Source organism: Corynebacterium sp. DNF00584 (genome assembly GCF_001552965.1).
Taxonomy (GTDB): Bacteria; Actinomycetota; Actinomycetes; order Mycobacteriales; family Mycobacteriaceae; genus Corynebacterium; species Corynebacterium phoceense.
Genome location: NZ_KQ959770.1, coordinates 15359 through 39134 on the forward strand (window position 1 = coordinate 15359; position 23776 = coordinate 39134).

General features: G+C 62.9%; 21 protein-coding genes. 14 read left to right on the forward strand and 7 right to left on the reverse strand.

Going from position 1 to position 23776, the window contains the following annotated elements; translation table 11 throughout:
• Positions 1-4 precede the first annotated feature (4 nt).
• Both HMPREF0307_RS11930 and HMPREF0307_RS13605 read right to left on the reverse strand, forming a co-directional pair.
• Entirely contained in the window at positions 5-730 is a 726-nt protein-coding gene (locus tag HMPREF0307_RS11930; RefSeq protein WP_066493360.1) for a hypothetical protein, read from the reverse strand.
• A 10-nt stretch (positions 731-740) separates the two neighbouring features.
• On the reverse strand, positions 741-944 hold the full coding sequence (locus HMPREF0307_RS13605; RefSeq protein WP_082723344.1) for a Wadjet anti-phage system protein JetD domain-containing protein: 204 nt from the start codon (positions 942-944) through the stop codon (positions 741-743).
• A 182-nt stretch (positions 945-1126) separates the two neighbouring features.
• Here HMPREF0307_RS13605 and gatB point away from each other — a divergent pair, with 182 nt between their 5' ends.
• From gatB to HMPREF0307_RS11955, 4 genes are all read left to right on the forward strand, one after another.
• Entirely contained in the window at positions 1127-2632 is a 1506-nt protein-coding gene (gatB, locus tag HMPREF0307_RS11935) for an Asp-tRNA(Asn)/Glu-tRNA(Gln) amidotransferase subunit GatB (RefSeq protein ID WP_066493365.1), read from the forward strand.
• 100 nt (positions 2633-2732) lie between these two features.
• Positions 2733-3785, forward strand: a complete 1053-nt coding sequence (locus tag HMPREF0307_RS11940; protein WP_066493370.1) for an NAD(P)-dependent alcohol dehydrogenase — start codon at positions 2733-2735, stop codon at positions 3783-3785.
• A gap of 629 nt (positions 3786-4414) precedes the next feature.
• The gene (locus HMPREF0307_RS11950) at positions 4415-5812 is read left to right on the forward strand and encodes a YkvI family membrane protein (RefSeq protein ID WP_066493374.1); all 1398 of its coding nucleotides are present in this window, start codon (positions 4415-4417) and stop codon (positions 5810-5812) included.
• Between the two features lie 75 nt (positions 5813-5887).
• Positions 5888-6913, forward strand: coding sequence for an aldo/keto reductase (locus HMPREF0307_RS11955; protein WP_066493431.1), 1026 nt, complete (start codon positions 5888-5890; stop codon positions 6911-6913).
• 64 nt (positions 6914-6977) lie between these two features.
• Here HMPREF0307_RS11955 and HMPREF0307_RS11960 read toward each other — a convergent pair whose 3' ends face one another.
• Complete coding sequence (locus HMPREF0307_RS11960; protein ID WP_066493376.1) at positions 6978-7652, reverse strand: LysE/ArgO family amino acid transporter; 675 nt, start codon at positions 7650-7652, stop codon at positions 6978-6980.
• A 70-nt stretch (positions 7653-7722) separates the two neighbouring features.
• Between HMPREF0307_RS11960 and HMPREF0307_RS11965 the strand changes: the two genes are divergently transcribed.
• Positions 7723-8571 carry an ArgP/LysG family DNA-binding transcriptional regulator gene (locus tag HMPREF0307_RS11965; RefSeq protein WP_066493433.1) on the forward strand — a complete coding sequence of 283 codons (849 nt, stop codon included), beginning with the start codon at positions 7723-7725 and terminating at the stop codon, positions 8569-8571.
• 3 nt (positions 8572-8574) lie between these two features.
• On the opposite strand, the gene HMPREF0307_RS11970 is transcribed toward HMPREF0307_RS11965, so the two are convergent.
• A complete protein-coding gene (locus HMPREF0307_RS11970) occupies positions 8575-9681 on the reverse strand; it encodes a glutathione S-transferase family protein (protein ID WP_066493378.1) in 1107 nt (368 codons plus the stop codon).
• A gap of 161 nt (positions 9682-9842) precedes the next feature.
• Here HMPREF0307_RS11970 and HMPREF0307_RS11975 point away from each other — a divergent pair, with 161 nt between their 5' ends.
• The 3 genes from HMPREF0307_RS11975 to HMPREF0307_RS11985 all read left to right on the forward strand — a co-directional run bounded on the left by HMPREF0307_RS11975 (position 9843) and on the right by HMPREF0307_RS11985 (position 11717).
• Positions 9843-10757, forward strand: a complete 915-nt coding sequence (locus HMPREF0307_RS11975; protein WP_066493383.1) for a DoxX family protein — start codon at positions 9843-9845, stop codon at positions 10755-10757.
• A gap of 196 nt (positions 10758-10953) precedes the next feature.
• Entirely contained in the window at positions 10954-11406 is a 453-nt protein-coding gene (locus HMPREF0307_RS11980; protein WP_066493385.1) for a hypothetical protein, read from the forward strand.
• On the forward strand, positions 11406-11717 hold the full coding sequence (locus tag HMPREF0307_RS11985) for a transcriptional regulator (RefSeq protein WP_066493387.1): 312 nt from the start codon (positions 11406-11408) through the stop codon (positions 11715-11717). The genes HMPREF0307_RS11980 and HMPREF0307_RS11985 overlap by 1 nt, the downstream gene beginning before the upstream one ends.
• On the opposite strand, the gene HMPREF0307_RS11990 is transcribed toward HMPREF0307_RS11985, so the two are convergent.
• The 3 genes from HMPREF0307_RS11990 to HMPREF0307_RS12000 form a co-directional block, all read right to left on the reverse strand.
• Positions 11681-12928 (reverse strand): glycosyltransferase family 87 protein, encoded by a 1248-nt coding sequence (locus HMPREF0307_RS11990; protein WP_066493391.1) that lies wholly within the window; start codon positions 12926-12928, stop codon positions 11681-11683. The two genes, HMPREF0307_RS11985 and HMPREF0307_RS11990, sit on opposite strands and share 37 nt — an antisense overlap.
• Positions 12929-13004: 76 nt before the next feature.
• Positions 13005-14858: a dihydroxy-acid dehydratase gene (ilvD, locus tag HMPREF0307_RS11995; RefSeq protein ID WP_066493396.1), complete on the reverse strand. Its 1854-nt coding sequence runs from the start codon at positions 14856-14858 to the stop codon at positions 13005-13007.
• A 29-nt stretch (positions 14859-14887) separates the two neighbouring features.
• Positions 14888-15370: a PH domain-containing protein gene (locus tag HMPREF0307_RS12000; RefSeq protein WP_066493399.1), complete on the reverse strand. Its 483-nt coding sequence runs from the start codon at positions 15368-15370 to the stop codon at positions 14888-14890.
• A 370-nt stretch (positions 15371-15740) separates the two neighbouring features.
• On the opposite strand from HMPREF0307_RS12000, the gene HMPREF0307_RS12005 reads away from it, so the two are divergent.
• The 6 genes from HMPREF0307_RS12005 (at position 15741) to serA (ending at position 23717) form a co-directional block, all read left to right on the forward strand.
• Positions 15741-17603 (forward strand): acetolactate synthase large subunit, encoded by a 1863-nt coding sequence (locus HMPREF0307_RS12005; RefSeq protein WP_082723342.1) that lies wholly within the window; start codon positions 15741-15743, stop codon positions 17601-17603.
• Positions 17604-17608: 5 nt separating this feature from the next.
• The gene (gene ilvN, locus HMPREF0307_RS12010; RefSeq protein ID WP_066493401.1) at positions 17609-18124 is read left to right on the forward strand and encodes an acetolactate synthase small subunit; all 516 of its coding nucleotides are present in this window, start codon (positions 17609-17611) and stop codon (positions 18122-18124) included.
• Positions 18125-18255: 131 nt separating this feature from the next.
• Positions 18256-19272: a ketol-acid reductoisomerase gene (ilvC, locus tag HMPREF0307_RS12015; protein WP_066493403.1), complete on the forward strand. Its 1017-nt coding sequence runs from the start codon at positions 18256-18258 to the stop codon at positions 19270-19272.
• 138 nt (positions 19273-19410) lie between these two features.
• Positions 19411-21201, forward strand: coding sequence for a GmrSD restriction endonuclease domain-containing protein (locus HMPREF0307_RS12020; RefSeq protein ID WP_066493406.1), 1791 nt, complete (start codon positions 19411-19413; stop codon positions 21199-21201).
• Positions 21202-21256: 55 nt separating this feature from the next.
• Positions 21257-22066, forward strand: a complete 810-nt coding sequence (locus tag HMPREF0307_RS12025; RefSeq protein ID WP_066493410.1) for a hypothetical protein — start codon at positions 21257-21259, stop codon at positions 22064-22066.
• Positions 22067-22130: 64 nt separating this feature from the next.
• A complete protein-coding gene (serA, locus tag HMPREF0307_RS12030) occupies positions 22131-23717 on the forward strand; it encodes a phosphoglycerate dehydrogenase (RefSeq protein WP_066493412.1) in 1587 nt (528 codons plus the stop codon).
• The last annotated feature ends 59 nt before the right edge of the window (positions 23718-23776 follow it).

The following is a 23776-nucleotide window of genomic DNA, read 5'->3' on the forward strand; positions in this document are numbered from 1 at the left end:
GAAGCTAGACGGCGGGCAGAGTAAGAGCAGGGACGTCCTTGCCCACGACCCACGTGGACTCGACGAGCGTGCGGGGCTGTTCGCCCTCGGCCAGAAGCACTGTGGCGCCGGCGGTTGGGGGATTGGGGGACAGGGCGGCATCGGCAAGCTGGGTGAGGCCTTGGAAGAGCTCCATGGGGCCGGTGCTGCCGGGCGCGACCTGGAGCTCCGGCAGGCCGTAGCGGTGCAGGCCCATGGTGTAAGCGCCGTAGCGACCGTCTTCCTCGTAGAGCCAGACCGGGGCGAGTGCGTAGGACAGTGGGCCCTCGTCAACGGCTGCTCGGAAGACGTCGGCGTCGACTGTGGCGGCCGCGCCCGTGTTGTGAATGGCGAGGGCGTCGGGAACGAGCGCGGCGGTGAGGCGCGCGTGGGTAAGGGCGAACTCGACGGGGCTGACCAGGAGGTTCTCTGTGGCGTAGGTGATGACGACGACCATGCCGGTGGCGTCTTTAAGGTGCGGGGCGCTGGCGCGTGCCAGCAACGGGTGGCCGGTCTGCGCGTCAGGGAGGACGGACTCCGTGCGCCGGATAAGGACGAGGTAGTCGTTCTCCACGAGGGCGAAGAGGCCGGTGCCTTCCTCGACCTCCGCGGGAAGCTCGAGAAGCTGGGCGTCGAGAGCGTTCAGCCTTTCACCGAGCTGGTCGAGGGTGGGCAGTGTGGGGTAGAGACCCAAAGCGAGGCGCGGTTCCATGGCGCCCAGATTATGCGAAGAGCGCCTGTAGTGCAGCCGTCGCGTGGTCAAAGGTAATTCTTTCCTGCTCAATGCGGAGACACCCGGTGGAGGAATGCTCGGTGAGCCAGTCGAGGCAGTGGTGCTCGGCGGGCGTGAGGTGGGTGAGGGCGGAGGTGGAGGGGCGGGGCTCCTCGACGGCGAGCGCTAGATGTCCTAGGCAGAGGAGTCGAATTTGAGACGAGTCAGGGTGTGCACATTCGCCGTCGCGGCAATGTTTCCTGTGCTTAGCGTCATGAAGATGAGACTATCGGAGGGAGCCGACATGAGGCAGCGGAATAAGCAGAGAAGTGGACCTGTGTTCGAAGTTCGATCCGCATGGCGCCTCGCGTCGGGCGACGTATTAAGATAGCCCCCATGACTGCTGCGATGTATGACCTGATGGACTACGACGAGGTCCTCGAAAAGTTTGAACCGGTGATGGGCATGGAGGTCCACGTCGAGCTCAACACGAATACGAAGATGTTCTCTACCTCCGCCACGAACTTCAACGCGGCCCCGAACTCCAACGTGGACCCGGTCTGTCTGGGTCTGCCGGGCGCGTTGCCGGTTGTCAACCACGATGGCGTCGAGGGAGCCATGAAGATTGGCCTGGCGCTCAACTGCAAGATTGCAGAGTCCTCCCGCTTCGCGCGCAAGAACTACTTTTACCCGGACCAGCCGAAAAACTACCAGATCTCCCAGTACGATGAGCCGATTGCGTACGACGGCTACCTCGACGTCGTTCTTGAGGACGGCACCGAGTGGCGCGTGGAAATCGAGCGCGCCCACATGGAGGAAGACACCTCCAAGCTCACCCACATCGGTGGCGCGGACGGCCGCATCTCCGGCGCAACCTCCTCGCTCGTGGACTGCAACCGTGCAGGCATCCCGCTTATTGAGATCGTGACCAAGCCGATCATCGGCGCGGGCGAACGTGCCCCCGAGGTCGCCAAGGCCTACGTCGGCGCCCTGCGCGAGCTCGTCGCGGCCCTCGGCGTCTCCGATGCCCGCATGGACCAGGGTTCCATGCGTGTCGACTCCAACCTCTCCCTGCGCCCTATCGGCCAGGAGGAGTTCGGTACTCGTACCGAGACCAAGAACATCAACTCGCTGCGCTCCGTCGAGCAGGCCGTGCGCTTCGAGATGCAGCGTCAGGCGCAGGTCCTCGAAGACGGCGGCACCATCGACCAGGAGACCCGCCACTACCAGGAGGTCGACGGCACGACCTCCAAGGGCCGTCCGAAGGAGACGGCGGAGGATTACCGCTACTTCAATGACCCGGATCTCCCGCCGGTGAAGGTCTCCCGCGAGTGGGTCGAGGAAGTCCGCAAGACCCTTCCGGAGATGCCGTGGATCCGCCGCGCCCGCATCCAGGAAGAGTGGGGCCTCAAGGACGAGGAGATGCGCGACCTCGTTAACGCCGGTGCACTTGACCTCATCATCGCCACCACCGAGTCTGGCGCGAAGCCGGACGAGGCCCGTTCCTGGTGGGTCTCTTACCTCTCCGGTAAGGCTAATGAGGCCGGCACGGAGCTCGCCGCCCTGGACATCACCCCGGCCCAGGTTGCCCGCGTCATCGCTCTTGTGAACGAGGGCAAGCTCACCAATAAGCTGGCCCGTCAGGCCGTCGACGGCGTCCTGGCCGGCGAGGGCGACGTCGACGAGGTTGTCGCAGCTCGCGGCCTTGAGGTCGTCCGCGACGACGGTGCCATCGAGGCCGCTGTCGACGAGGCACTTGCCGCCAACCCGGACATCGTCGAGAAGTACAAGGCTGGCAACAAGAAGGTCACCGGCGCCATCGTCGGTGCCGTCATGAAAGCCACGCGCGGCAAGGCTGACCCGGCTCAGGTCAACCAGCTCATCGCGAAGAAGCTGGCTTAAAGCGTAGAGCTTTCCCGTGCCACCGCTGCGGCGGTGGCATTTTTATTGGGAACACTTTCCATTATGCGAGGTCACAGGCTATTTCTGTACCCTCGATTGCATGACAATTTCTACCAAGGTCCTCCAAAAGACCTCTCCTGATGCCCCCTTTAAGGTCGCGACCATCGAGCGTCGCGACCCGCGCGCTGACGATGTCGTCATCGACATCAAGGCTGCGGGCATCTGCCACTCCGATATCCACACCATTCGCAACGAGTGGGGCGAGGCGCACTTCCCGCTTACCGTCGGCCACGAGATCGCCGGCGTCGTCGCGGCCGTCGGCGAGAACGTGACGAAGTTCAAGGTCGGCGACCGCGTCGGCGTGGGCTGCCTCGTCAACTCTTGCGGTGAGTGCGAGCAGTGTCGTAACGGACAGGAGCAGAACTGTCTCAACGGCAACGTGGGCACGTATAACTCGGAGGACGTCGACGGCACGATTACTCAGGGCGGCTACGCCCAGAAGGTCGTCGTCAATGAGAACTTCGTGTGCACCATCCCGGACTCCATCGACTTCGATCACGCCGCACCGCTGCTCTGCGCCGGTATTACGACCTACTCGCCGCTGGCCCGTTGGGACGTCAAGCCTGATCAGAAAGTCGCCATCGTGGGCCTGGGTGGCCTTGGCCACATGGGCGTGCAGATCGCCGCGGCCAAGGGCGCGGACGTCACCGTCATCTCGCGCTCGACTCGCAAGGAAAAGGAAGCCCTGGAGCTCGGTGCCAACCGCCTTCTGGCTTCGGGCGACGATCCGGACTTCTTCAAGAACCACCGTGGCGAGTTCGATCTCATCCTGTCGACCATCTCCGCGCCGTACTCGCTCGACCAGTACCTGGGCCTGCTCAAGCCGCGCGGCATCATGTCCGTCGTGGGCTTGCCGCCGGAGGAGATGGGCATCCACATGAACCGCCTCATCGGCGGCGGCAAGGTGCTCACCGGTAATAACATCGGCGGCATCGCCGAGACCCAGGAAATGCTCGACTTCTGCGGCGAGCACGGCATCGGCGCCGTCATCGAGAAGATCGGCGTGGACGACGTCGACGCCGCCTACGACCGCGTGGTGAAAGGTGACGTGAAGTTCCGCTTCGTCATCGACACCTCCACCTTCGACGCCTAAGAATTCCACGCTCATGCCCGGCTCCGGCCGGGCGTGTTGCGTTTTCACAGCTGCCCGGACGTACCGTGGAGTTGTCGCACCATGTGCTGAAGGATTTCAACAAAGCAGGGGAGTCCGTCCTCGCTGAGATGGCTCTCGCGAAGGAAAAGTCCGATGCCCCGCTCGATAAGGCCCTCGCGGCTTTCGATACCGACTTCGCGAGGAGCGTAAAGGCCGAACGCGCCGCTCGCGTCGAGGGCTTCCGCCAAAGCGTCCGCGACGCTTTCGGTCGCCTCTCAGCCCGCGTCGGCTTAGCTTTGGGTTTATGGCGCCTTGGACGTCGTGAGAAGGCCCGAAGCGCCATAAACCCAAAGCCAAGGAGGCAATGCGCGCCCGGCTGAAAGCTGGCTGTGGGTTCTTATTGTTTCGGCCCGTGCAGCGTGGCCTGAATTGATAGAACCCACAGCCGCGAGTCGCCTCATCCAAGCCAGAGAATCGTGGTCTACCCCACGCTAGTGCATAGATGCAGGAAATCTCACCATTCCACAACCGGCGCGGGGGAGTAGCCGGGGGTATTGTGGATGGCGATTGCCTTCCGCCGAGGGGTGCGGTGTGAGTGCATGGAAAACTGCTGTCAACTAAAGGAAAACGTGTCTTTTAACAAGACAATTGGTATCGCATTATCATTCGTCGGCTTGCTCGTCGGCGCTGGATTCGCCACGGGACAGGAGGTGGTCCAGTACTTCACGTCCTTTGGTGTGAGCGGCGTATGGGGCATCATCGTCGCAGGCCTCATCATGGCCTTGGCCGGCACGGTGTTCCTCCAGCTGGGTTCGTACTTCCATGCCTCGGCGCACTCGGACGTATTCCGCCACGTCACGCACCCGATTATCTCGCGGTTCCTTGACGTCTGCGTCATCTTCACGCTGTTCGCCGTCGGCTTGGTCATGCTCGCCGGCGCGGGCTCGAACCTGTCCCAGCAATTCGGCATTGACGCGTGGATAGGCTCGGCTATCATGGTCGTCCTCGTCCTTGTCGCGGGCATGCTCGACGTTGACAAGGTCTCGCAGGTTATCGGTGCGCTTACCCCGCTCATCATCATCGCGGTCCTCGGCGTAGGAATTCACGCCCTGCTGAATATGCCGGCCGATCCGGTCGAGTCGATGAATATCGCAGCCCAGACGGAAAGCCCCATTAACAACTGGCTGGTCTCCGCGCTCAATTACTGCGGTCTTGCGCTCATCCTCGCCGTGTCCATGTCTCTCGTCATTGGCGGCGACAACATCAGCCCGCGCGAGGCAGGCTGGGGCGGCCTTATCGGTGGCATCTCCTACGCCATCCTCATGGGCATCGCCGGATTCGTGCTGCTCATGCGTCCGGACGCCGCGGGCTCGGATATCCCGATGCTCACCCTCGTCAACGAGATCAACCCCACGCTGGGTCTGCTGATGGCCATCACCATTTACCTTATGATCTTCAACACGGCCATCGGCATGTTCTACGCGCTGGGCAAGCGCCTGACCTCCACGCGCCCGCACCTCTACCGTCCGGTCTTTATCGTAGGCACGCTGGTTGGCTTCGCCTTCTCCTTCGTCGGCTTCAAGGAGCTCATGGGTTCCGTCTACCCGGTCCTTGGCTACTTGGGCATCGTCATGGTCGCCGTCCTTGTCGCCGCGTGGCTCCGTGGTCTGTCCAAGATTCAGGACGAGTCCATTCGCCGCGACCGCATCCGTGCGTTGCTCGCGCTCAAGCTGCACCCGGATAAGGAATACGACGAGAAGTTCGACGAAGAAATCGGCCAGCATGTGGTCGACTCCAACATGGAGGACGAGGCCCTTTACGAAGAACTCGTCACCGAGGTGACGGAGAAGCTCGATGCCGATGAGGACGTTGATTTCTCCCTCGACGATTTCGACGAGGATGCCCACGATGTCACGGATTACACCGAACTCGACGGCGTTGAGGAAGGACGTTCCGACGAAGAAATCGCGGAGTTCCTCGAGGACACCGTCAAGAACATCGACGAAGAGCCGACTGCTTCCAAGTAATCGTTAGAGGCCGACCGTAGGGTTCCCAAGCATGGGCCCTGCGGTCGTTTCGCATATAAGGGCACAATGGGCAGCATGGATGACTACACGCTCGCCGCCGACCGCTATGACGACATGACCTACCGCCGGGTTGGCACCTCCGGCCTCAAACTCCCGGCCCTGTCTTTAGGCCTGTGGCAAAACTTCGGCCACGACACCACCCTCGACGCCCAAGCCGCCATCCTTCGCGCGGCCTTCGACCAAGGCATTACGCACTTCGACCTTGCGAATAACTACGGTCCCGGTCCCGGCGCCGCCGAAGAGAACTTCGGACGCCACTTCGCCAGGGACTTCCAGCGCCACCGTGACGAGATGATTATCTCTACCAAGGCGGGCTTTGAGATGAACCCCTCGCCCTACGGCACAGGCGGTTCGCGCAAGTACCTCGTGAGCTCCCTCGACGCCTCGCTGCGCCGCCTGGGCCTCGACTACGTGGACATCTTCTACCACCACTGCCCGGACCCCGAGACCCCACTCGAGGAGTCTCTCGGCGCCCTGCGCGACATCGTGGCGGCGGGCAAGGCCCTCTACGTTGGAATCTCCAACTACGACGCGGAGCTCACGGCCGAGGCCGCGGACTTCATGGAGGAGGAAGGCTGCCCGCTCCTTATCCACCAGCCGCGCTACAACATGCTCGACCGCTGGGTGGAGGAGGATGGCCTCCTCGAGGTCGCCGCGGACGCAGGCTTGGGCGTCATCTGCTATTCGCCACTGGCGCAGGGGCGTCTCACGGATCGCTACCTCGACGGCATCCCCGCGGACTCCCGTATCGCCCGCGCTCCCGGCAACGGTGCGCTTGAAGCAGACTGGCTTTCCGATGCCGCCTTAACCTCCCTGCGTGCACTCAACGACATTGCAGGTGAACGCGACCAAACGTTGGCACAAATGGCACTGGCCTGGATTCTGCGCGACCGCGGCGAACAGACCGTCACCTCGGTCGTCAACGGCGCCTCGAGTGTCGCCCAACTCGAGTCGAACCTGCACGCACTCGATAACCTCGACTTCAGCGACGCTGAGCTGGAGGCCATCGATTCAGCTCTCGTAACGAACGACGAGAAGTAAACAGTCCCCCTCTCATGCACAAGCTCGATCGTGCATGACGGGGCTGTTTTCTTTGTATCTGTGCTTAGTGCAGCAGCAGCTTAAGGGTGAGCCCCGTCATGACGCAGCCAATCGCGAAGTTGATGCCGCGCCACACGTTGGGGCGGGCGAGGACGTGGGCGAAGCGCTGGGATCCGAAGCCGACCAGGGGGAACCAGCAGAAGGACGCGCAGATGGAGCCGGCGGCGAAGACCCAGCGGCCTTGTTCGCCGTATTGGTTGGCGATACCGCCGAGCATGACGAGCGTGTCCACATAGGCTGCGGGGTTGAGCCACGTGAGCGCCATGGCGCCGAGGACCGGCTTGACCCAGGTCGCAGCCGGAGCGGTGCGCACCAGGGTCTGGACGGCGGAGGAAGAATTGGGGGAGGTGGAGGGGGCATCGGAAGGCTCGGTGTGCTCAATGACGAGGGTGTCGCCCTGAGGCTTGAAGGCGTCGCGAAAGCAGAGGTACGTGAAATAGGCGAGGTAGATAACGCCAGCGTACTTGAGGACTGTGAGGACCATGGGATGGCGGTCCACGAGGTAACCCACGCCGACGGTGCCGGCGAGGATGAGGATGACGTCGGAGAGTGCGCAGGCCAGCACAATCGCGCCGATATGGTTGCGTTTAATGCCCATCTTGATGATGTAGGCATTCTGGGGACCGATGGCGATGATAAGCGACAGACCGAGGGCGAAACCGGCGACGAGGATTGACATGCTTTGAAAAGTAGTACGGGGGTTATATGAAGTCCATTTACATCTCCTTCATTCGATTAAGATGAGCTTCATGAACCAGGTACAGGTGGATACGCTGCTTGCCATCGTGGAAGAAGGCAGCTTTGAAGTGGCGGCGGCGGTGCTGGGGATTTCACCCTCGGCGGTAAGCCAGCGCATCAAGGCGTTGGAGTCCGATACAGGACGCGTGCTGCTGCGACGCACGACGCCGGTCGAACCCACAGAGGCGGGCGAAATCCTCGTGCAGACCGCGCGACGGATCGCGTTGGTCCAGGCGGAGGCGCAGGCGCAGCTTGATGCGCGAGTGCGTTCTATTCCGTTATCGGTGGGAGTCAACGCAGACAGCCTGCATTCGTGGTTTCAACCGGTCATCGGGAAGGTGGCAGGGCTGGGCGGTGCGACGTTGCGGCTGCGCGTGGAAGACGAGACGGAAACGCTGGGCATGCTGCGCCGCGGCGACGTGCTGGGCGCCGTGACGAGTGAACATACTCCGGTCGCAGGCTGCGAGGCGTCGCGGCTGGGGACCATGCGCTACTACGCGATGGCCTCGCCGGGATTGCATAAGCGCGCGTGGGAGGAAATGCCGATGGTGCTATACAGCAAGCAGGACCCCGTGCTGAAATCGACGCTCCGCGGGTTGGGTCTGGAGCTGCGGGAGATGCGCGGACGGCGTAACTTCGTGCCTGCCATCGATGCCTACAACGAAGCCGTGCGGGTTGGCTTGGGCTGGGGCATGATCCCAGAAATCCAGGCCGAGGCGCTTCTAGAAAGCGGCGAGCTCGTCGTCCTCGACAACGTGCATCTCGACCTGGAATTGTGGTGGCAGCGCTGGCGCTTGGACTCGGAGATGCTCGATAAGCTCACCGAGTTTGTGCACGAGGCTGCGGCAGAACTGCGTTAGGCGTTACTTGCCTGCGACGGCGGGACCGAAGAGATCAATCTGGAACTGCTCCGGGTTCTTGATGTGCTCGCCGGCGGGAAGCGCGCCGGGCAACGTGGTGCCCTCAGCGAACGGGGCACCGCCGAGGCGGTCGCGGTCGTGCGGCTGCGCCAGCCACGACATGTCCGGACCAACGGGCACGATCTTGGTGGGGTTAATCTCCGTGTGCACCATGTAGTAATGCTGCTTGATCTCGGTGAAGTCGGTGGTGTCGCCGAAGCCCGGGATCTGGAACAGCTCCTGCAGGTAGCCGCGGATATTCGGCATTTCTGCCGTCTTCTCGCGTGAGCATTTGAAATGGCCGTAGTAGACCGGATCGAAGCGGATGAGGGTGGCAAAGAGACGGATATCCGTCTCCGTGATGTGGTCGCCCACCATGTAGCGCTGCGTGCCCAGGCGCTCCTCAACGAAGTCGAGCGCCTCCCAGAGTTGGTTGTAGGCTTTCTCATAGGCCTCTTGGGAACCCGCGAAACCAGCGCGGTATACGCCGTTATTGATGTTGTGGAAGATGTACTCGTTGAGCTTTTCCATCTCCTCGGCGTGCTGAGTGGGGTAGAGATCTGGCGCGCCCGCGCGCTGGAAGTCGGTCCACTCCGTGATGAAGTCACGGACGATCGTGTTGTACGAGTTCGTCACCACGCGCTTCGTGGATTCCTCCACGATGGCCGGCACTGTGATGCCGCGCGGGTAGTTGGGGAAGCGGTTGAAGTAGGCCTCCTGAAGGCGCTTCGTACCGAGTACCGGATCGACCTCGCCGGGATCCAGATCGAAGGTCCAGGAGCGCACGTCGTGTGTCGGGCTGGCTAGACCGAGCGAGAGCGTGTCCTCGAGCCCCATGAGTCGACGGGTGATGACGGCGCGGTGTGCCCACGGGCAGGCGCGTGCCGCGACGAGGCGGTAGTGGCCGGCTTCCATGGGCCAGAAGAACGTGCCGTCGTCCTGTGCGGTCGGCTCGGAGACGCTGGGGGAGATGCGGTCTTCGATGTAGGTGGTGTCGCGGACGAATTCGCCGTCCGGAGAGGCATTGCGCGCGTCGCCGGCCCAATCCGTTGCGGTGTCCTGAGTGGCCATTGCGGGTCCCTGCCTTAAAGTTGCGCCTAAAGTTGTGCATGTGTCAACAAAATATTTAACCTTAGAATAGTCCGAGCTTTCCCGTCGTGCAAAACAACGCCTCGGTAACAATCGGCGCGCCCCACGGCAAACTCCCAGGAACTGCTCTACATTCGGAAAGTATGACCGACAAAAACAGGCCCGATAACGCACGCGACTTCGACGACGTCGACGTCCCGACCTATAGCCCGAGCACCGGCTCCTCGCCTGCGAGCAAGTCTTTCGGCGACCGCGCCCAGCCCCAGCAGGTGGGAGGCTCGCCGGAGACCATTAGCTTTGACTCGGCCGCAAAGAAGCAGCCCCCGGCGGAGACCACGCAGTTCGCGCAGACTTCCGAGGATTACTCCAAGCCCGCTGAGGTGCGCAACGAGACGGTTGACATGGCCGCCCCTACCCAGCACTTCGACCCGAATACGAACGCCGCGCCCGTCGCCGTCGCTGAGGCGGAGGAGGGTCCGACCCCGGAGGAGCAAAAGGCTGCCGATGCCCGTGCCAAGCGTGAGCAGCGGAAGGCTGACCCCCGCCGCGGCACCCTCGACTTCGGCCTCCTCTTCGTCCGTATCGCGCTGGCCCTGTACCTCATCGTCGCCGGTGTTGGCACCTTCTTCGGCCTCGGTGAAGCCCAGGGGCTTTCCGAGCTGGAGACCTCGTTCGCTGGCTACGCCCTGCCGCAGGTCCTCGCCATCGCGGTGCCGACGCTCCAGCTCATCGCCGGCGTCTTCCTGCTGCTCGGCCTGGTCACCCCGCTGGCATCCATGCTGGGCCTGGTTGTCACCGGCTTTGCTGCCATTCATGAGCTTACGCAGTCGAGCGCTGGCCTCAACCTGTTCAACTGGCCGGACGCCATGTGGCTGTCCATCGTCCTCTTGCTGGTAGCCTTCGCCCTGCAGTTCACCGGCCCGGGCGTTATCTCCTTCGACTTTGGTCGCTCCTGGGCTCGCCGCCCGCTGGCCTCGTCCTGGATCTTCGTCGTCATTGGTATCGCTATCCTCGTCGTCGCCTGGTGGTTCGGCGCTGGGGTTAATCCGCTGAGCTAAAAGCTTGGCCGTGTCCCCTTCAAGGCCCGTCGCAGTTCGCTGCGGCGGGCTTTTGCTTTGTCTTGCTTAGCCACAACGTCCGAATAGGCGGCGAAAAATCGAAAATTCTCGACCTTATTCGGGGGTTTTGGCTAATCACCCTCTTGCTTTCCAGAGTGGAAAATGAAACAATTTCCACAGAGGAAAACAAGGAGGAATGATGAACGATGAAGTTCGTGAGGCCCTGGAATACCAGGCCGGAGTTCAGGAAAAGGCACATCGGACGACCGCCGCGCCGGTGTGGATGGCGGTGCTCTTTGGCCTTGTCTACGGCGTTTCCATTTTCGTTCTTGCACTGAACCGAGGAGGGTGGCAGAGCTTTCTCACGATGGGAGGGTTGTTCGTAGTTCTCTGCGTCCTGGCGTGGCAGATTGCCCGTCTGTCCAAGGTGCGCCCGGCTATGCGCCAGGATCCGTTTACGCAGCCGAAGGTGAGCAAGAGTTTCTACGCGGCCCTCAGCTTCATGTTGTGGCCGTTGTTCGTCGACCTCATCAATAACTTCTTTGATCCCATGCCGGTGTGGCCGTGCGTTCTCTTCGGGGCGTGCGCTACGGCGCATAGTGCCTGGATGCTCCGCAGCGGCGCGTTGATGAACCCCGGAGTGCAGTGATGGCGGCGCTTGATCCGGTCATTCACCCGCTCAATCGCTTCAAAATCTGCGCGGCGCTCAACGCGTTTGGGGCGGTTGAGGGGCAGGTCCGCAAGGAGATGAAGTTCGCGGCGCTGCGTGATGAGGTAGGGATCTCGGATGCGACGCTGTCCAAGCAGCTGGACACGCTCGAGGACCATGGTTATGTCTCACGCTTTCGTGAGTATGGCTCCTCGCGCGGTAAGGACACCGTGTGGGTCATGCTCACCACGGCCGGAAAGTCGGCGTTCGAGGGTCACTTGGCGGCGCTGCGCGAGATGGTCGGGGACTGAGTGCGGGCGAAGCACAGAGCGAAGAGCGTGAAAGCGATAACGGCCAGCCACACGAAGTCATCGACGAGGAACTTCTGGAAGAAGGGCATGTCGTAGACGTCGATTTGGTCGCCGAACCACCACTTGGGCGGGACGGTGAGCAGCATGGCGGCCCAGGCGACGAGGACGGCCATGAGCCCGCCGGTAAGCCACGTACGGGTTTCGCAGACGCGGTAGAAGAGTACCGGGATGATGAGCGCGAGCCATACCCAGTGGTGGGACCAGGAGACGGGGGAGATGAGCAGCATGACGACGGCGGCGGTCATCCAGGCTTCGGTGTCCCAGCCGCGGTGGACGAGGCGGCGGATGAGCAGCGCACCGAGGACGACGGTGAGCAGCGCCGCGGCGAGCCACAGGAGGTTGATAAGCGTGCCGTGGGCCTCGGCGGCCTCTTTGGAGGTAAACAGACGCTGGATGACGGCCTTGAGCGAGGAGTTGGACTGGTAGTCCGTGCCCACGCCGAAGTCGCCGCCGGAGCCCATCTGCAGCAATTTGGTGGAGAAGAACTCGACGAAGACTTGCCAGCGCACCGCGGCGGCGATAAGCGTCGCGATGACGGCCGAGGCGGCTGCGGTGAGGATGGGCTTCCATTCCTTGCGGACCAGGAAGTAGAGCAGGATGGCCAGCGGCGTGATCTTGATAGCGGCGGCGACGCCGATGAGCCAGCCTTGGGGGAGGAAGCGCTTGCGGGGAACAAGATCGGCGACGACGAGCGTCATGACCACGATGTTGATTTGGGCGAAGCCATCGTTGAGGCGGACGGGCTCAAAGTTAAGGCCTAGGGCCCAGACGGGCAGGATGGCCCACCAGATGTCGCTGCGCTTCGTCACGGCGCGGAAGATACCGAAGAGGCAGGCGAGGATCGCGAGGTCCGAAATGACGATCATGATGTCGCCGGCCATCGAATCCGTGATGCCGGAGAAGATGGTGAGTGGCACCATGAACAGCGCGCCGAAGGGCGGGTAAATAAATGGCAGCTTGAGGTCGCCAGCCATCATGGGTTCCGCGTAGACGGACCGGCCGTCGAGGAAGGCCTTCACACCTTCGCGGTAGATGATCATGTCCACTGGGAAGTCCGTCACGAGGACGTGCTGAATGATGGTGGCGAGGCCACCCAGCGCGCCGAGGACGGCGAGGGTGAGGCGGAAGGCGGGATTCTCAAGCAGTTTCATCGCTAGATAACTCTAGGCCATCCGCGCGTGAAAACGGCGAAGCCCTCCTGTCGGGGCAACAGGAGGGTCGATATGCCTAGTTGACGAAGCCGTCGACAACGCGGACGGCGCCGCGGTCAGCGGAAGTCGCCATGTTGGCGTAGGCGCGCAGCGCCTTGGTCACTTGGCGGTCGCGGTTGACCGGAGTCCAGGGCTTCTCGCGGGACTCCTGGGCGTTGCGACGATCCGCGATGACGGTCTCATCGACCTCGAGGGTGAGTTTGCGCTCGTGGATGTCGATGGTGATGGTGTCGCCATTTTCGACCAGGCCGATGAGTCCGCCGTGGGCGGCCTCCGGGGAGATGTGGCCGATGGACAGGCCGGAGGTACCGCCGGAGAAACGGCCATCCGTGATAAGCGCACAAGCCTTGCCCAGGCCGGAGCCCTTGAGGAAGGAAGTCGGGTGGAGCATTTCCTGCATGCCCGGGCCGCCGGCCGGGCCCTCGTAGCGGATGACGATGACGTCGCCCGGCTGGACCTCGTGCTTCAAGATGATGGAGACGGCTTCTTCCTGGGACTCGACCACGCGGGCAGGTCCGGAGAACTTCCACAGTTCCTCGTCGACGCCGGCGGCTTTGACGATGGCGCCATTGGGGGCCAAGTTGCCGCGCAGGACAACGAGGCCGCCGTCGGAGGAGAAAGAGTGGTCCACGGAGTGGATGCAGCCGTTCTCCGCGTCGGTGTCGAGGTTCTCCCACTGGGAGGACTGGGAAAAGGGCTTGGTGGTGCGTACGCCGCCAGGGGCTGCATGGAAGAGCTCGGTGGCTTCATCGATGGCCTTGCCGCCACGGATGTCCCAGTCGTTGAGCCAGCCGTCGACCGTGTCGTAGGCGACGGTATGGACGGACTCGTCGATGAAGCCGCCGCGGCGCAGCTCGCCGAGGATGGCGGGGATGCCGCCGGCACGGTGGACGTCCTCGATGTGGTAGTTGCCGTTGGGGGCCACCTTGGAGATGCACGGCACCTTGTAGGACAGCTCGTTGATGTCCTCGAGGGTGAAGTCGACCTCGCCCTCCTGGGCGGCGGCAAGCGTGTGGAGGATGGTGTTGGTAGAACCGCCCATGGCCATGTCGAGCGCCATGGCGTTGGTGAAGGCTTCCTTCGTCGCGATATTGCGCGGCAGGACGGACTCGTCTTCCTCACCGTAGTAGCGCTGGCACAGATCCATGATGGTGGCGCCGGCCTTCTCAAAAAGCGAACGGCGAGCGGTGTGGGTGGCCAGCGTGGTGCCGTTGCCCGGCAGGGAGAGGCCGAGGGCCTCGGTGAGGCAGTTCATGGAGTTCGCGGTAAACATGCCGGAGCAGGAGCCACAGGTCGGGCAGGCGGCCGCCTCGATGGCGGTCAGCCCTTCGTCGGAGACCTGTTCGTTGGCGGTCGCGTTGATGGCGGTGATGAGGTCGGTGGGTGCATGTGCCACGCCGTCGACGACGACGGCCTTGCCGGCCTCCATCGGGCCGCCGGAGACGAAAATGGTGGGGATGTTGAGACGGAGTGCTGCGTTGAGCATGCCCGGGGTGATCTTGTCGCAATTGGAGATGCACACGAGGGCATCGGCAGTGTGCGCGTTGACCATGTACTCAATGGAGTCGGAGATGATCTCGCGCGACGGCAGCGAGTAGAGCATGCCCTGGTGGCCCATGGCGATGCCGTCATCAACGGCGATGGTGTTGAATTCCTTGGGCACGCCGCCCGCGGCGCGGACGGCCTCGGCCACGATGTCGCCGACGTTCTTGAGATGGACGTGGCCCGGAACGAACTGGGTGTAGGAGTTGGCGATGGCGACGATCGGCTTGCCAAACTCGTGTTCCTTGGTCCCGGTGGCGCGCCACAGGGCGCGGGCGCCGGAGGCCTGGCGGCCGACGGTGGTTACTTTGGAGCGCAGGGGAAACATGGGGAGTCCTTGTTTATGGTCGGGTGGGTTTAAGCATCGGGGTGCGTGCGCTTGTAGTCGGCGAATTCTTCCTTGGTGAGAAGAATCTGCTCGCCGTCGCGGTGGATGATGACGACCTTTTCCTCAGCGGCGTACTGGCCGGCGGTGAGAGCGTCGGGGATGCGGCCGCGGGAGGCATCGGAAAGTTTAGGCAGCGAGTTGAACGTGACGCCGGGCAGGCTGTGGTCCTTGCCGGCGGCATCGGAAGCGAATGTGCGGGAACCCTTGAAACCGATGCCGCGGAAGTTATCCCAGTCGAGGTGCACGTTGCCGCGGAAGGCGTAGCCAATATCAATGCCGTCTTCGGAGACTGTGGTGTGGGCTTTGAGAACCCACCAGATCCACAGGACAGGGAAGATCAACAGCCAACCGAGTTGGAGCGGTGCCCACGCGATGCCGATGATGGCGATCATCGCAATGAGCACAATGGCGAGGATATGGGTGCGATCCGGCCTGAAGGTGTGCGCATTCATGTCAGTAGACACTAGTGGACACGGCGGGGAGGTGTGTAACGGGGGCGACCGACCGAGTGTGGGAAATCCGGCTCACCTCGCGAGATATGGGTTTCAATGTATGGAATGGGGGTATCAAGTGGCGGGATAGCCTATCGAGTGTAAGATAGAAACCATGATCATTATTCGACTTCAGCTTGTAGTACCGGACGCGGCGCCTGCCGCAACGGCATAAGTTGTCGTTGATTAGAGCAAGCGCCCTCGCCAGTTGCACACACCGCAACTGAGACGGGGGCTTTGTTGTTGGAGGACCACCCTCATCCTTCACAGATCGCACGGCGCCATACCCGCGGCACCGTAAAAATAAACAAGCTTTGACCCCAAGGAGTAATTGACCGTGGCAGCATCACCGTCGCCGACCCCGGCTTCGCTCGCCAAGTCGACGTCCGGCGCAAAAAAGAGCACCGAGCGCATGACTGGCGCGCAGGCCATCGTCCGCACCCTCGAAGATCTGGGCACTGACCTTGTATTCGGCATTCCGGGCGGCGCCGTGTTGCCGCTGTACGATGCCCTCTATGCCTCGACGAAGCTGCGTCACGTGCTCGTCCGCCACGAGCAGGGCGCGGGTCACGCGGCGGAAGGCTATGCACAGGCCTCCGGCAAGGTGGGCGTGTGCATCGCGACCTCCGGCCCGGGCGCGACCAACCTCGTCACCCCGATTGCGGATGCGAACCTGGACTCGGTCCCCATCGTCGCCATTACCGGCCAGGTGGGCTCGAGCCTGCTGGGCACGGACGCTTTTCAGGAGGCGGATATCCGTGGCGTGACCATGCCGATTACGAAGCACAACTTCATTGTCACGGATCCGCAGGAGATCCCGGAGGCCATCGTCGCGGCCTTCCATCTTGCCGCCACGGGGCGTCCGGGTCCTGTCCTCGTCGACATTCCCAAGGACGTCCAGAACGGCTACCTCGATTATTCCTACCCGCCGCAGCTGGACTTGCCGGGCTACAGGCCGACCACGACGCCCCACCCGCGTCAGATTTCTTCGGCGGTCGAACTCATTGCGAAGTCCGAGCGTCCGGTGCTGTACGTGGGTGGCGGCGTCATTAAGGCCAACGCGCACCGCGAGCTCCTGGAGTTCGCGGAGTACACGGACATTCCGGTGGTGACGACGCTCATGGCGCTGGGTTCTTTCCCGGACTCGCACCCGCTGCACATGGGTATGCCAGGCATGCACGGTACGGTGCCGGCTGTGGCCGCCATGCAGCGTGCGGATCTCCTTATTACTATTGGCGCGCGCTTCGACGACCGCGTGACGGGCGACTTGAACACCTTTGCGCCGGGCGCCAAGGTTATTCAGGCGGATATCGATCCAGCCGAGGTGGGTAAGCTGCGCGAGGTTGACGTCCCGATTGTGGGTGACGCCCGCGAGGTGCTGCTGCAGATGACGAAGACGTACCAAGGCAAGGCGAAGCTCAACCCGCCGGACATCGAGGATTGGATTGCGTACCTGGAGGATATGAAGGAGCGCTTCCCGCGCGGCTGGAAGCCCACCGCGGACGGCAAGCTTAACCCGCAGTTCGTCCTAGAGAAGCTCTCGGAGACCGTCGGGCCGGAGGCTATCTACGTCGCTGGCGTGGGCCAGCACCAGATGTGGTCGGCGCAGTTCATCGACTTCGAGAATCCGCGCACGTGGATCAACTCGGGCGGTGCGGGCACGATGGGCTATTCGGTGCCAGCGGCACTTGGCGCCAAGGCCGCCATGCCGGAGAAGGAAGTCTGGGCTATTGACGGTGATGGTTGCTTCCAGATGACGAACCAAGAGCTGGCCACCGCCGCGGTGGAAGGCTTCCCGTTGAAGGTTGCCGTGATTAATAACGGCAACTTGGGCATGGTCCGCCAGTGGCAAACCCTCTTCTTCGACGAGCACTACTCGCATACCAAGCTGCGCGAGGCCGACCATTACCTGCCGGATTTTGTGAAGTTGGCGGAAGCATTGGGCTGCGAGGCGATTCGCGTGACTACTGAGGACGAGGTCGTGCCCGCTATTGAGCGCGCCCGCGCTATCAATGACCGCCCCGTTGTCATCGACTTCATTGTCGGCGAGGACGCACAGGTGTGGCCGATGATTGCGGGAGGAGCTTCGAACGAGGAGATTCAGTACGCGCTGGGTCTGCGACCGCTCTTTGATGACAACACGTCCGCGGCGGAAGAACCCGCCGAAATCCACGAGGCCCTGGAGGAGGCTTAAATACCATGGCAGCAACCGATATCACTCGCCACACCCTCTCCGTCCTCGTGCAGGACGTGGAAGGCATCATCTCCCGCGTCACCGGCATGTTTTCCCGTCGCGGCTACAACCTCATCTCGCTTGTGTCAGCGAAGACGGAGGTGGAGGGCATCAATCGCCTCACCATCGTCGTCGATGCGAATGACATCGTGACGGAGCAGGTGACCAAGCAGCTCAACAAGCTCATCCACGTCCTCAAGGTCGTGGAGCTCGATGAGGAGACCACTATTTCGCGCGCGATCATGCTCGTGAAGGTCTCGGCTAATAACGACAACCGCGCGCAGGTCGTCGGTGCGGTCGATATCTTCCGTGCTCGCGTTGTCGACGTCGCTCCCGAGTCTGTCGTCATCGAGGCGACGGGCACCCCGGGCAAGCTGCGTGCGCTGCTGGACGTGCTCGAGCCTTTTGGTATTCGCGAGCTTATTCAGTCTGGTCGCGTCGCATTGGGCCGCGGTCCGAAGTCGATGGCGCCCACCAAATAACCCCACACCCACAATTTCCCACCAATTGAGACAAATTGAAAAATTTGTCTCAGATAATGAACACTTTTCGTCTATAGTGTGCTAGAAATAAAGAAAGCACCCGCACGAACCAACAGTAAGGATTGACACTCATGGCAATTGAGACGTTCTACGACGCAGATGCAGATCTGTCCATCATCCAGGGCCGCAAGGTCGCCATCATCGGCTACGGCTCCCAGGGCCACGCCCACGCGCAGAACCTGCGCGACTCTGGCGTTGAGGTTGCTGTCGGTCTGCGTGAAGGCTCCAAGTCTCGCGCGAAGGCAGAAGAGGCCGGCTTCAAGGTCCTCACCAACGCGGAGGCCGCCAAGTGGGCCGACGTCATCATGCTGCTGGCTCCGGATACCTCCCAGGCGCAGATCTTCACCGAGGACATTGAGCCCAACCTGGAGGCGGGCAACGCCCTGTTCTTCGGTCACGGCCTCAACATTCACTTCGGCCTCATTAAGCCGGCCGCTGACATCACCGTCGGCATGGTTGCGCCGAAGGGTCCGGGCCACCTCGTCCGTCGCCAGTTTGTCGACGGCAAGGGCGTTCCTTGCCTCATCGCCACTGCGCAGGACCCGAAGGGTGAGGGTCACGACCTGTCCCTGTCCTACGCCGCTGCTATCGGTGGCACCCGCGCCGGCGTTATCCCCACCACCTTCAAGGCGGAGACCGAGACTGACCTCTTTGGCGAGCAAGTTGTCCTCTGCGGTGGCCTGGAGTACCTCATCATGGGCGGCTTCGAGACCCTCGTTGAGGCTGGTTACGAGCCGGAGATGGCCTACTTCGAGTGCCTGCACGAGATGAAGCTCATTGTCGACCTCATCTTCGAGGGTGGCCTGGCCAATATGAACTACTCCATCTCTGATACCGCTGAGTTCGGTGGTTACGTCTCCGGCCCGCGCATCATCGACGACTCTGTCAAGGCTCGCATGAAGGACGTCCTCAAGGACATCCAGGACGGCACCTTCGTCAAGCGCCTCGTCGCCAACGTTGAGGGCGGCAACAAGGAGCTCGAGGGCATGCGCGCCGAGGTCTCCAACCACCCGATTGAGGAGACTGGCTCCACGCTTCGCGACATGATGAGCTGGGTCAAAGTCGACGCTCACGAGCAGACCGCTTAAGCTCTTCGCACTCAAGCCCTCCTGCGGTCAACGCGGGAGGGCTTTTGCATGCCTGCTTTTGGCTCCGTTTGTGTGAGATATGCCCAGGGATCGCTTTTATACGGGCGGGCATTCCCTTTGCGGGGTACTCTCGGTCACATGGGTTTTACAACGCCAAGCTTTGATCTCACCGACCTGTTCGCCCGCATCGAGCGCGGCGATATTCAGTTGCCCGATTTTCAGCGTCACTACGCCTGGGATGAAGATCGCATCCGCTCGCTCATCGTCACCGTCCTGCGCGGTTACCCGGTGGGCGCGCTCATGGTGCTCGATACTCGTAACGAGCCCATGCGTTTCCGTCCGCGCCCGCTCACCGGTGCGCCGAATACCGGCGTGAACCCGGGCCTGTTGCTCCTCGATGGCCAGCAGCGCCTCACCACGCTGTACCACTGCTTCCGCGGCGAGGGCCGGGTCAATACCAAGGACTTCCGCAATAAGAAGATCACCCGCACCTTCTACGTCGATGTGCGCAAGGCCGTCGCCAACGAGCTCATGCCGGACGAGGCCGTGTTCGCGGTGAATCAGGATGGCATGATGCGCTCGCACTTCGGCCCGGACCTGGACCGCATCCCGGACCGCGCCACCGCGCTGGAGGCTGGCTGCATTCCGGTCGCCGATCTCCTCTTTGAGGACGGCACCAAGGCCCTCTTCGAGTTGGCTGCCTCCGGCGACGCGGAGCTTGCCGATGCCGCCGTGGCGTTCCACAACCGCATACTCCGCCCGCTTGCAGGCTACGACATCCCGATCATCCGCCTGTCCCGCGAGACCGAGCGTGCTGGCGTGGGCCAGGTCTTCGCCCAGGCGAATAGCTCCGGCCTGCAGATGGATGTCTTCGATCTGCTCACCGCGGTCTTCGCCAGCGAGGACGAGAACTTCCACTTGGCAGATGACTGGGCCGAGACCGAGAAGCTGCTGCGTCGCCACGGCGCGCTCGACGCCATCGGACGCACGGAGTTCCTCTCTGCCGTCTCTCTGCTCGCGACCTCGCTGCGCGGACATGCCTCCGGCACGCGCGAAGACATCCTGTCGCTGTCCCTGCCGGAGTACAAGGACGCGACGAAGACGCTGCGCGTGACCATGGCGGAGGTCGCCTCCTTCCTGTCCGAGCGCTGCATTTTGAGCCACGACCAGGTGCCGTTCTCCAAGCAGATCGTGCCGCTGTCTGTCATCCTTGCGCGCCTCGTCTCCGAGCCCGGAGCGTTGTCCACGCAAGAGGCGTGGGACAAGATCAACCGCTGGTTCTGGTCCGGCGTCTTTGGCGAGCTCTACGGTTCTTCCGCCGTGGCGCAGCGCTCCGGCCGCGACGTCGACGAGGTTGTCGCCTGGGTGTTGGGTACCACGGACGTAGAGCCGAAGACCGTGCGTGACACTGACTTCCGCGAATCCCGCCTGCTGTCTGCCGATTCCACGACGGGCATTTTCAAAGCGCTCGACGCGCTGCTCATGGCCCGCGGCGCCCGCGACTGGCGCACCGGCCGCGTCTTCGACAAGAACTCCTTTGCCGAGCTCAAGCCGGGTTTCTTCCCAGTCTTCCCGCTCGCCTGGTGCGAGAAGAACGGCGTCGATCCCGTCCTCGCGGCGTCCGTGCTCAACCGTACGCCCATGGGCAAGCGCACCGAGGTCGTCCTCGAGGGCCGCTCGCCGCAGCGCTACCTGCCGCGCCTGCAGTCCAAATCCATCCTCGATGACGCTGATTTCGACGCCGTCCTCGCCTCGCACGAGATCGACCCGACGACGCTCCACACCTCGGATTGGGAAGGCTTCTTCGCCGACCGCCGCGAGCGTTTCATTGGCATGGTTGAGTATGCCATCGGCAAGCCGGTCATCCGCGACGTTAACGAAAACGACCTGGGCGGCGGTGACGAGGGGCCGAATGCCTTCGTGCGGTAGATTTCTCGCCGCCTGTGCCTGCACGCTGCTCCTCGCGGGCTGCGCGCACGTAGCTGTGCCGACGAATATCACGGAATTGCCGGACTCGGAGATCAACCTCGAGCAGGCCCGCGCACAAAACGTCAACGGCTTCGTGTCGAAGGATTTTGAGGGACACATCAGCGTGCTCACGGACGCGACGGGCGTCGACGCCGTGCACACTTTCTTCCCAGACTCGGAATCGCTCATCATTGCAGAAGATTCCGATGCCGCCGCGCTGCGCGCCGCGTCCCTGTCCGTCGCTCAGCGCGTACCCATGGTGACGTATGCGGAAGACGCGCGCACGGATATCGTGGCGCTCATCAGCGAGCTGGGGGTCTCGCGCGTCGTCCTCATCGGCGACGTGCCGCTGGCCTCCAACACGGCCGGTTCCCTGACTGTTATCAAGGACAATGGGGTCACCCGCGCGATGGGGGAGTTCACCGCCTTCGAGTTCACGAGCCAGGTCATTGCGGACCCGCAGCGCATGGTCGCCGCGGTTGCGAACCTCGATAGTGCGAAGCATATCGAGCTCAAGGCAGCGTGGCAGCCGCTCACGCGCTACGAGGATATCAACCGCGTCGAGCCGCTGCCTGCGCAATCGCGCCGCGACGCCCAGATGGCGCCGATTGTTGTTGCGACGCCCACGACGCCCATTGCCGCGGTCGCGAATGCCGTGGCCTTTGGCGCGTCCGTGCGTGTCATGCCCTCGGGCGACCCGACCGCGTCGAAAGCGGCGTACGCGATGGTGGCGGGTCTAGAAAACGGCCCGCTCGTGGCGTTGGGCAGTGATTTCGGTGATGCTAGCCTATTGTCCGACCGAATTGGACAAGGCTGGCATGAATAGATTACAATTCGGCGTATCTTATACACCCCACTGACATTTCCCTCAAGGGAAAAGAAGGAAAGTAATGTCGAAGCCGGTAGTCCTCATCGCTGACAAGCTCGCTCAGTCCACCGTGACTGCACTGGGAGAGGAGGTGGAGGTCCGCTGGGTCGACGGTCCCAACCGTGCCGAGCTCCTCGCCGCCGTTCCGGAGGCTGACGCGCTGCTCGTCCGTTCCGCCACCACGGTCGATGAGGAAGTCCTCGCCGCCGCGACCAACCTCAAGATCGTCGGCCGTGCCGGTGTGGGTCTCGACAACGTGGACATCCCGGCCGCCACTGCGCGCGGCGTCATGGTTGTCAACGCTCCGACGTCGAACATCCACTCCGCCTGCGAGCATGCCATCGCGCTGCTGATGGCCACCGCCCGTCAGCTTCCTTCGGCTGACGCCTCACTCCGCGGTGCCGAGTGGAAGCGTTCCTCCTTCAAGGGCGTGGAAATCTACGGCAAGACCATCGGCATCGTCGGCTTCGGCCACATTGGCCAGCTCTTCGCGCAGCGCCTCGCCGCGTTCGAGACCACCATCATTGCGTACGACCCGTACGCGAACCCGGCCCGCGCCGCCGCCCTGGGCGTCGAGCTCGTCGAGCTCGAAGACCTTATGGCGCGCGCTGACTTCGTGACCATCCACCTGCCGAAGACCCCGGAGACCACGGGCATGTTCGACGCGGAGCTGCTGGCCAAGGCGAAGGAGGGCCAGATCCTTATCAACGCGGCCCGCGGAGGTCTCGTCGACGAGCAGGCCCTCGCAGACTCCATCAAGGCTGGCCACCACCGTGGCGCCGGCTTCGACGTCTATGCCACCGAGCCGTGCACCGACTCGCCGCTCTTCGCGCTGCCGCAGGTCACGGTCACCCCGCACCTCGGCGCCTCCACGGTTGAGGCACAGGACCGTGCCGGTACCGACGTCGCTGCCTCCGTTCTTAAGGCGCTCAACGGCGAGTTCGTCGCGGACGCCGTCAACGTCCAGGGCGGCCGCGTCGGCGAAGAGGTCGCCGGCTGGCTCGAGATTGCCCGCAAGCTCGGTCTCACCGCTGGTGCGCTGCTCGACAAGGCACCGGTGGCCATCGAGGTTGAGGCGTGTGGCGAGCTGTCCACCGAAGACGTCGAGGCCCTGGGCCTGTCCGCCGTCCGTGGCCTGTTCTCCCGTGTCGTTTCCGAGCCGGTCACCTTCGTCAATGCCATGCAGATCGCAGAGACCCGCGGCGTCGACGTTTCCGTGCGCACCAACGCCGAGTCCAAGGGTCACCGTTCCTCGCTGCGCGTGAAGGTCATCGCCGCCGACGGCGACTCCTCGCAGCTCACCGGTGCCCTTACCGGCATCGACGGCGTCGAGAAGTTTGTCCGTATCAACGGCCGCGGCGTCGACATGCGCGCCACCGGCCGCAACATCTTCTTCCGCTACGCGGACAAGCCGGGCGCACTGGGCACCGTCGGTACCGCGCTGGGTGCCGACGGCATCAACATCCAGGCCGCTGCCCTGACTCAGGGCAAGGTTGCGGAGTCCGCAGTCCTCATCCTCCGCGTCGATCGCGAGGTCCCGGAGGCTCTCGTTGAGTCCATCTCGGCGAAGCTCGAGGCTGAGGCCTTCCAGTTCGATCTCAGCGAGTAAACACCCCACTCTGAAAACGGGCGTCACCTTTCATGGTGGCGCCCGTTTCTGCGTGCTAC

Bases quoted from the DNA above. Each gene is read 5' to 3' on its own strand.
- HMPREF0307_RS11930 (WP_066493360.1), bottom strand. From the start codon at position 730: ATGGAACCGCGCCTCGCTTTGGGTCTCTACCCCACACTGCCCACCCTC.
- gatB (WP_066493365.1), top strand. From the start codon at position 1,127: ATGACTGCTGCGATGTATGACCTGATGGACTACGACGAGGTCCTCGAA.
- HMPREF0307_RS11940 (WP_066493370.1), top strand. From the start codon at position 2,733: ATGACAATTTCTACCAAGGTCCTCCAAAAGACCTCTCCTGATGCCCCC.
- HMPREF0307_RS11955 (WP_066493431.1), top strand. From the start codon at position 5,888: ATGGATGACTACACGCTCGCCGCCGACCGCTATGACGACATGACCTAC.
- HMPREF0307_RS11960 (WP_066493376.1), bottom strand. From the start codon at position 7,652: ATGTCAATCCTCGTCGCCGGTTTCGCCCTCGGTCTGTCGCTTATCATC.
- HMPREF0307_RS11965 (WP_066493433.1), top strand. From the start codon at position 7,723: ATGAACCAGGTACAGGTGGATACGCTGCTTGCCATCGTGGAAGAAGGC.
- HMPREF0307_RS11970 (WP_066493378.1), bottom strand. From the start codon at position 9,681: ATGGCCACTCAGGACACCGCAACGGATTGGGCCGGCGACGCGCGCAAT.
- HMPREF0307_RS11975 (WP_066493383.1), top strand. From the start codon at position 9,843: ATGACCGACAAAAACAGGCCCGATAACGCACGCGACTTCGACGACGTC.
- HMPREF0307_RS11980 (WP_066493385.1), top strand. From the start codon at position 10,954: ATGATGAACGATGAAGTTCGTGAGGCCCTGGAATACCAGGCCGGAGTT.
- HMPREF0307_RS11985 (WP_066493387.1), top strand. From the start codon at position 11,406: ATGGCGGCGCTTGATCCGGTCATTCACCCGCTCAATCGCTTCAAAATC.
- HMPREF0307_RS11990 (WP_066493391.1), bottom strand. From the start codon at position 12,928: ATGAAACTGCTTGAGAATCCCGCCTTCCGCCTCACCCTCGCCGTCCTC.
- ilvD (WP_066493396.1), bottom strand. From the start codon at position 14,858: ATGTTTCCCCTGCGCTCCAAAGTAACCACCGTCGGCCGCCAGGCCTCC.
- HMPREF0307_RS12000 (WP_066493399.1), bottom strand. From the start codon at position 15,370: ATGAATGCGCACACCTTCAGGCCGGATCGCACCCATATCCTCGCCATT.
- ilvN (WP_066493401.1), top strand. From the start codon at position 17,609: ATGGCAGCAACCGATATCACTCGCCACACCCTCTCCGTCCTCGTGCAG.
- ilvC (WP_066493403.1), top strand. From the start codon at position 18,256: ATGGCAATTGAGACGTTCTACGACGCAGATGCAGATCTGTCCATCATC.
- HMPREF0307_RS12020 (WP_066493406.1), top strand. From the start codon at position 19,411: ATGGGTTTTACAACGCCAAGCTTTGATCTCACCGACCTGTTCGCCCGC.
- serA (WP_066493412.1), top strand. From the start codon at position 22,131: ATGTCGAAGCCGGTAGTCCTCATCGCTGACAAGCTCGCTCAGTCCACC.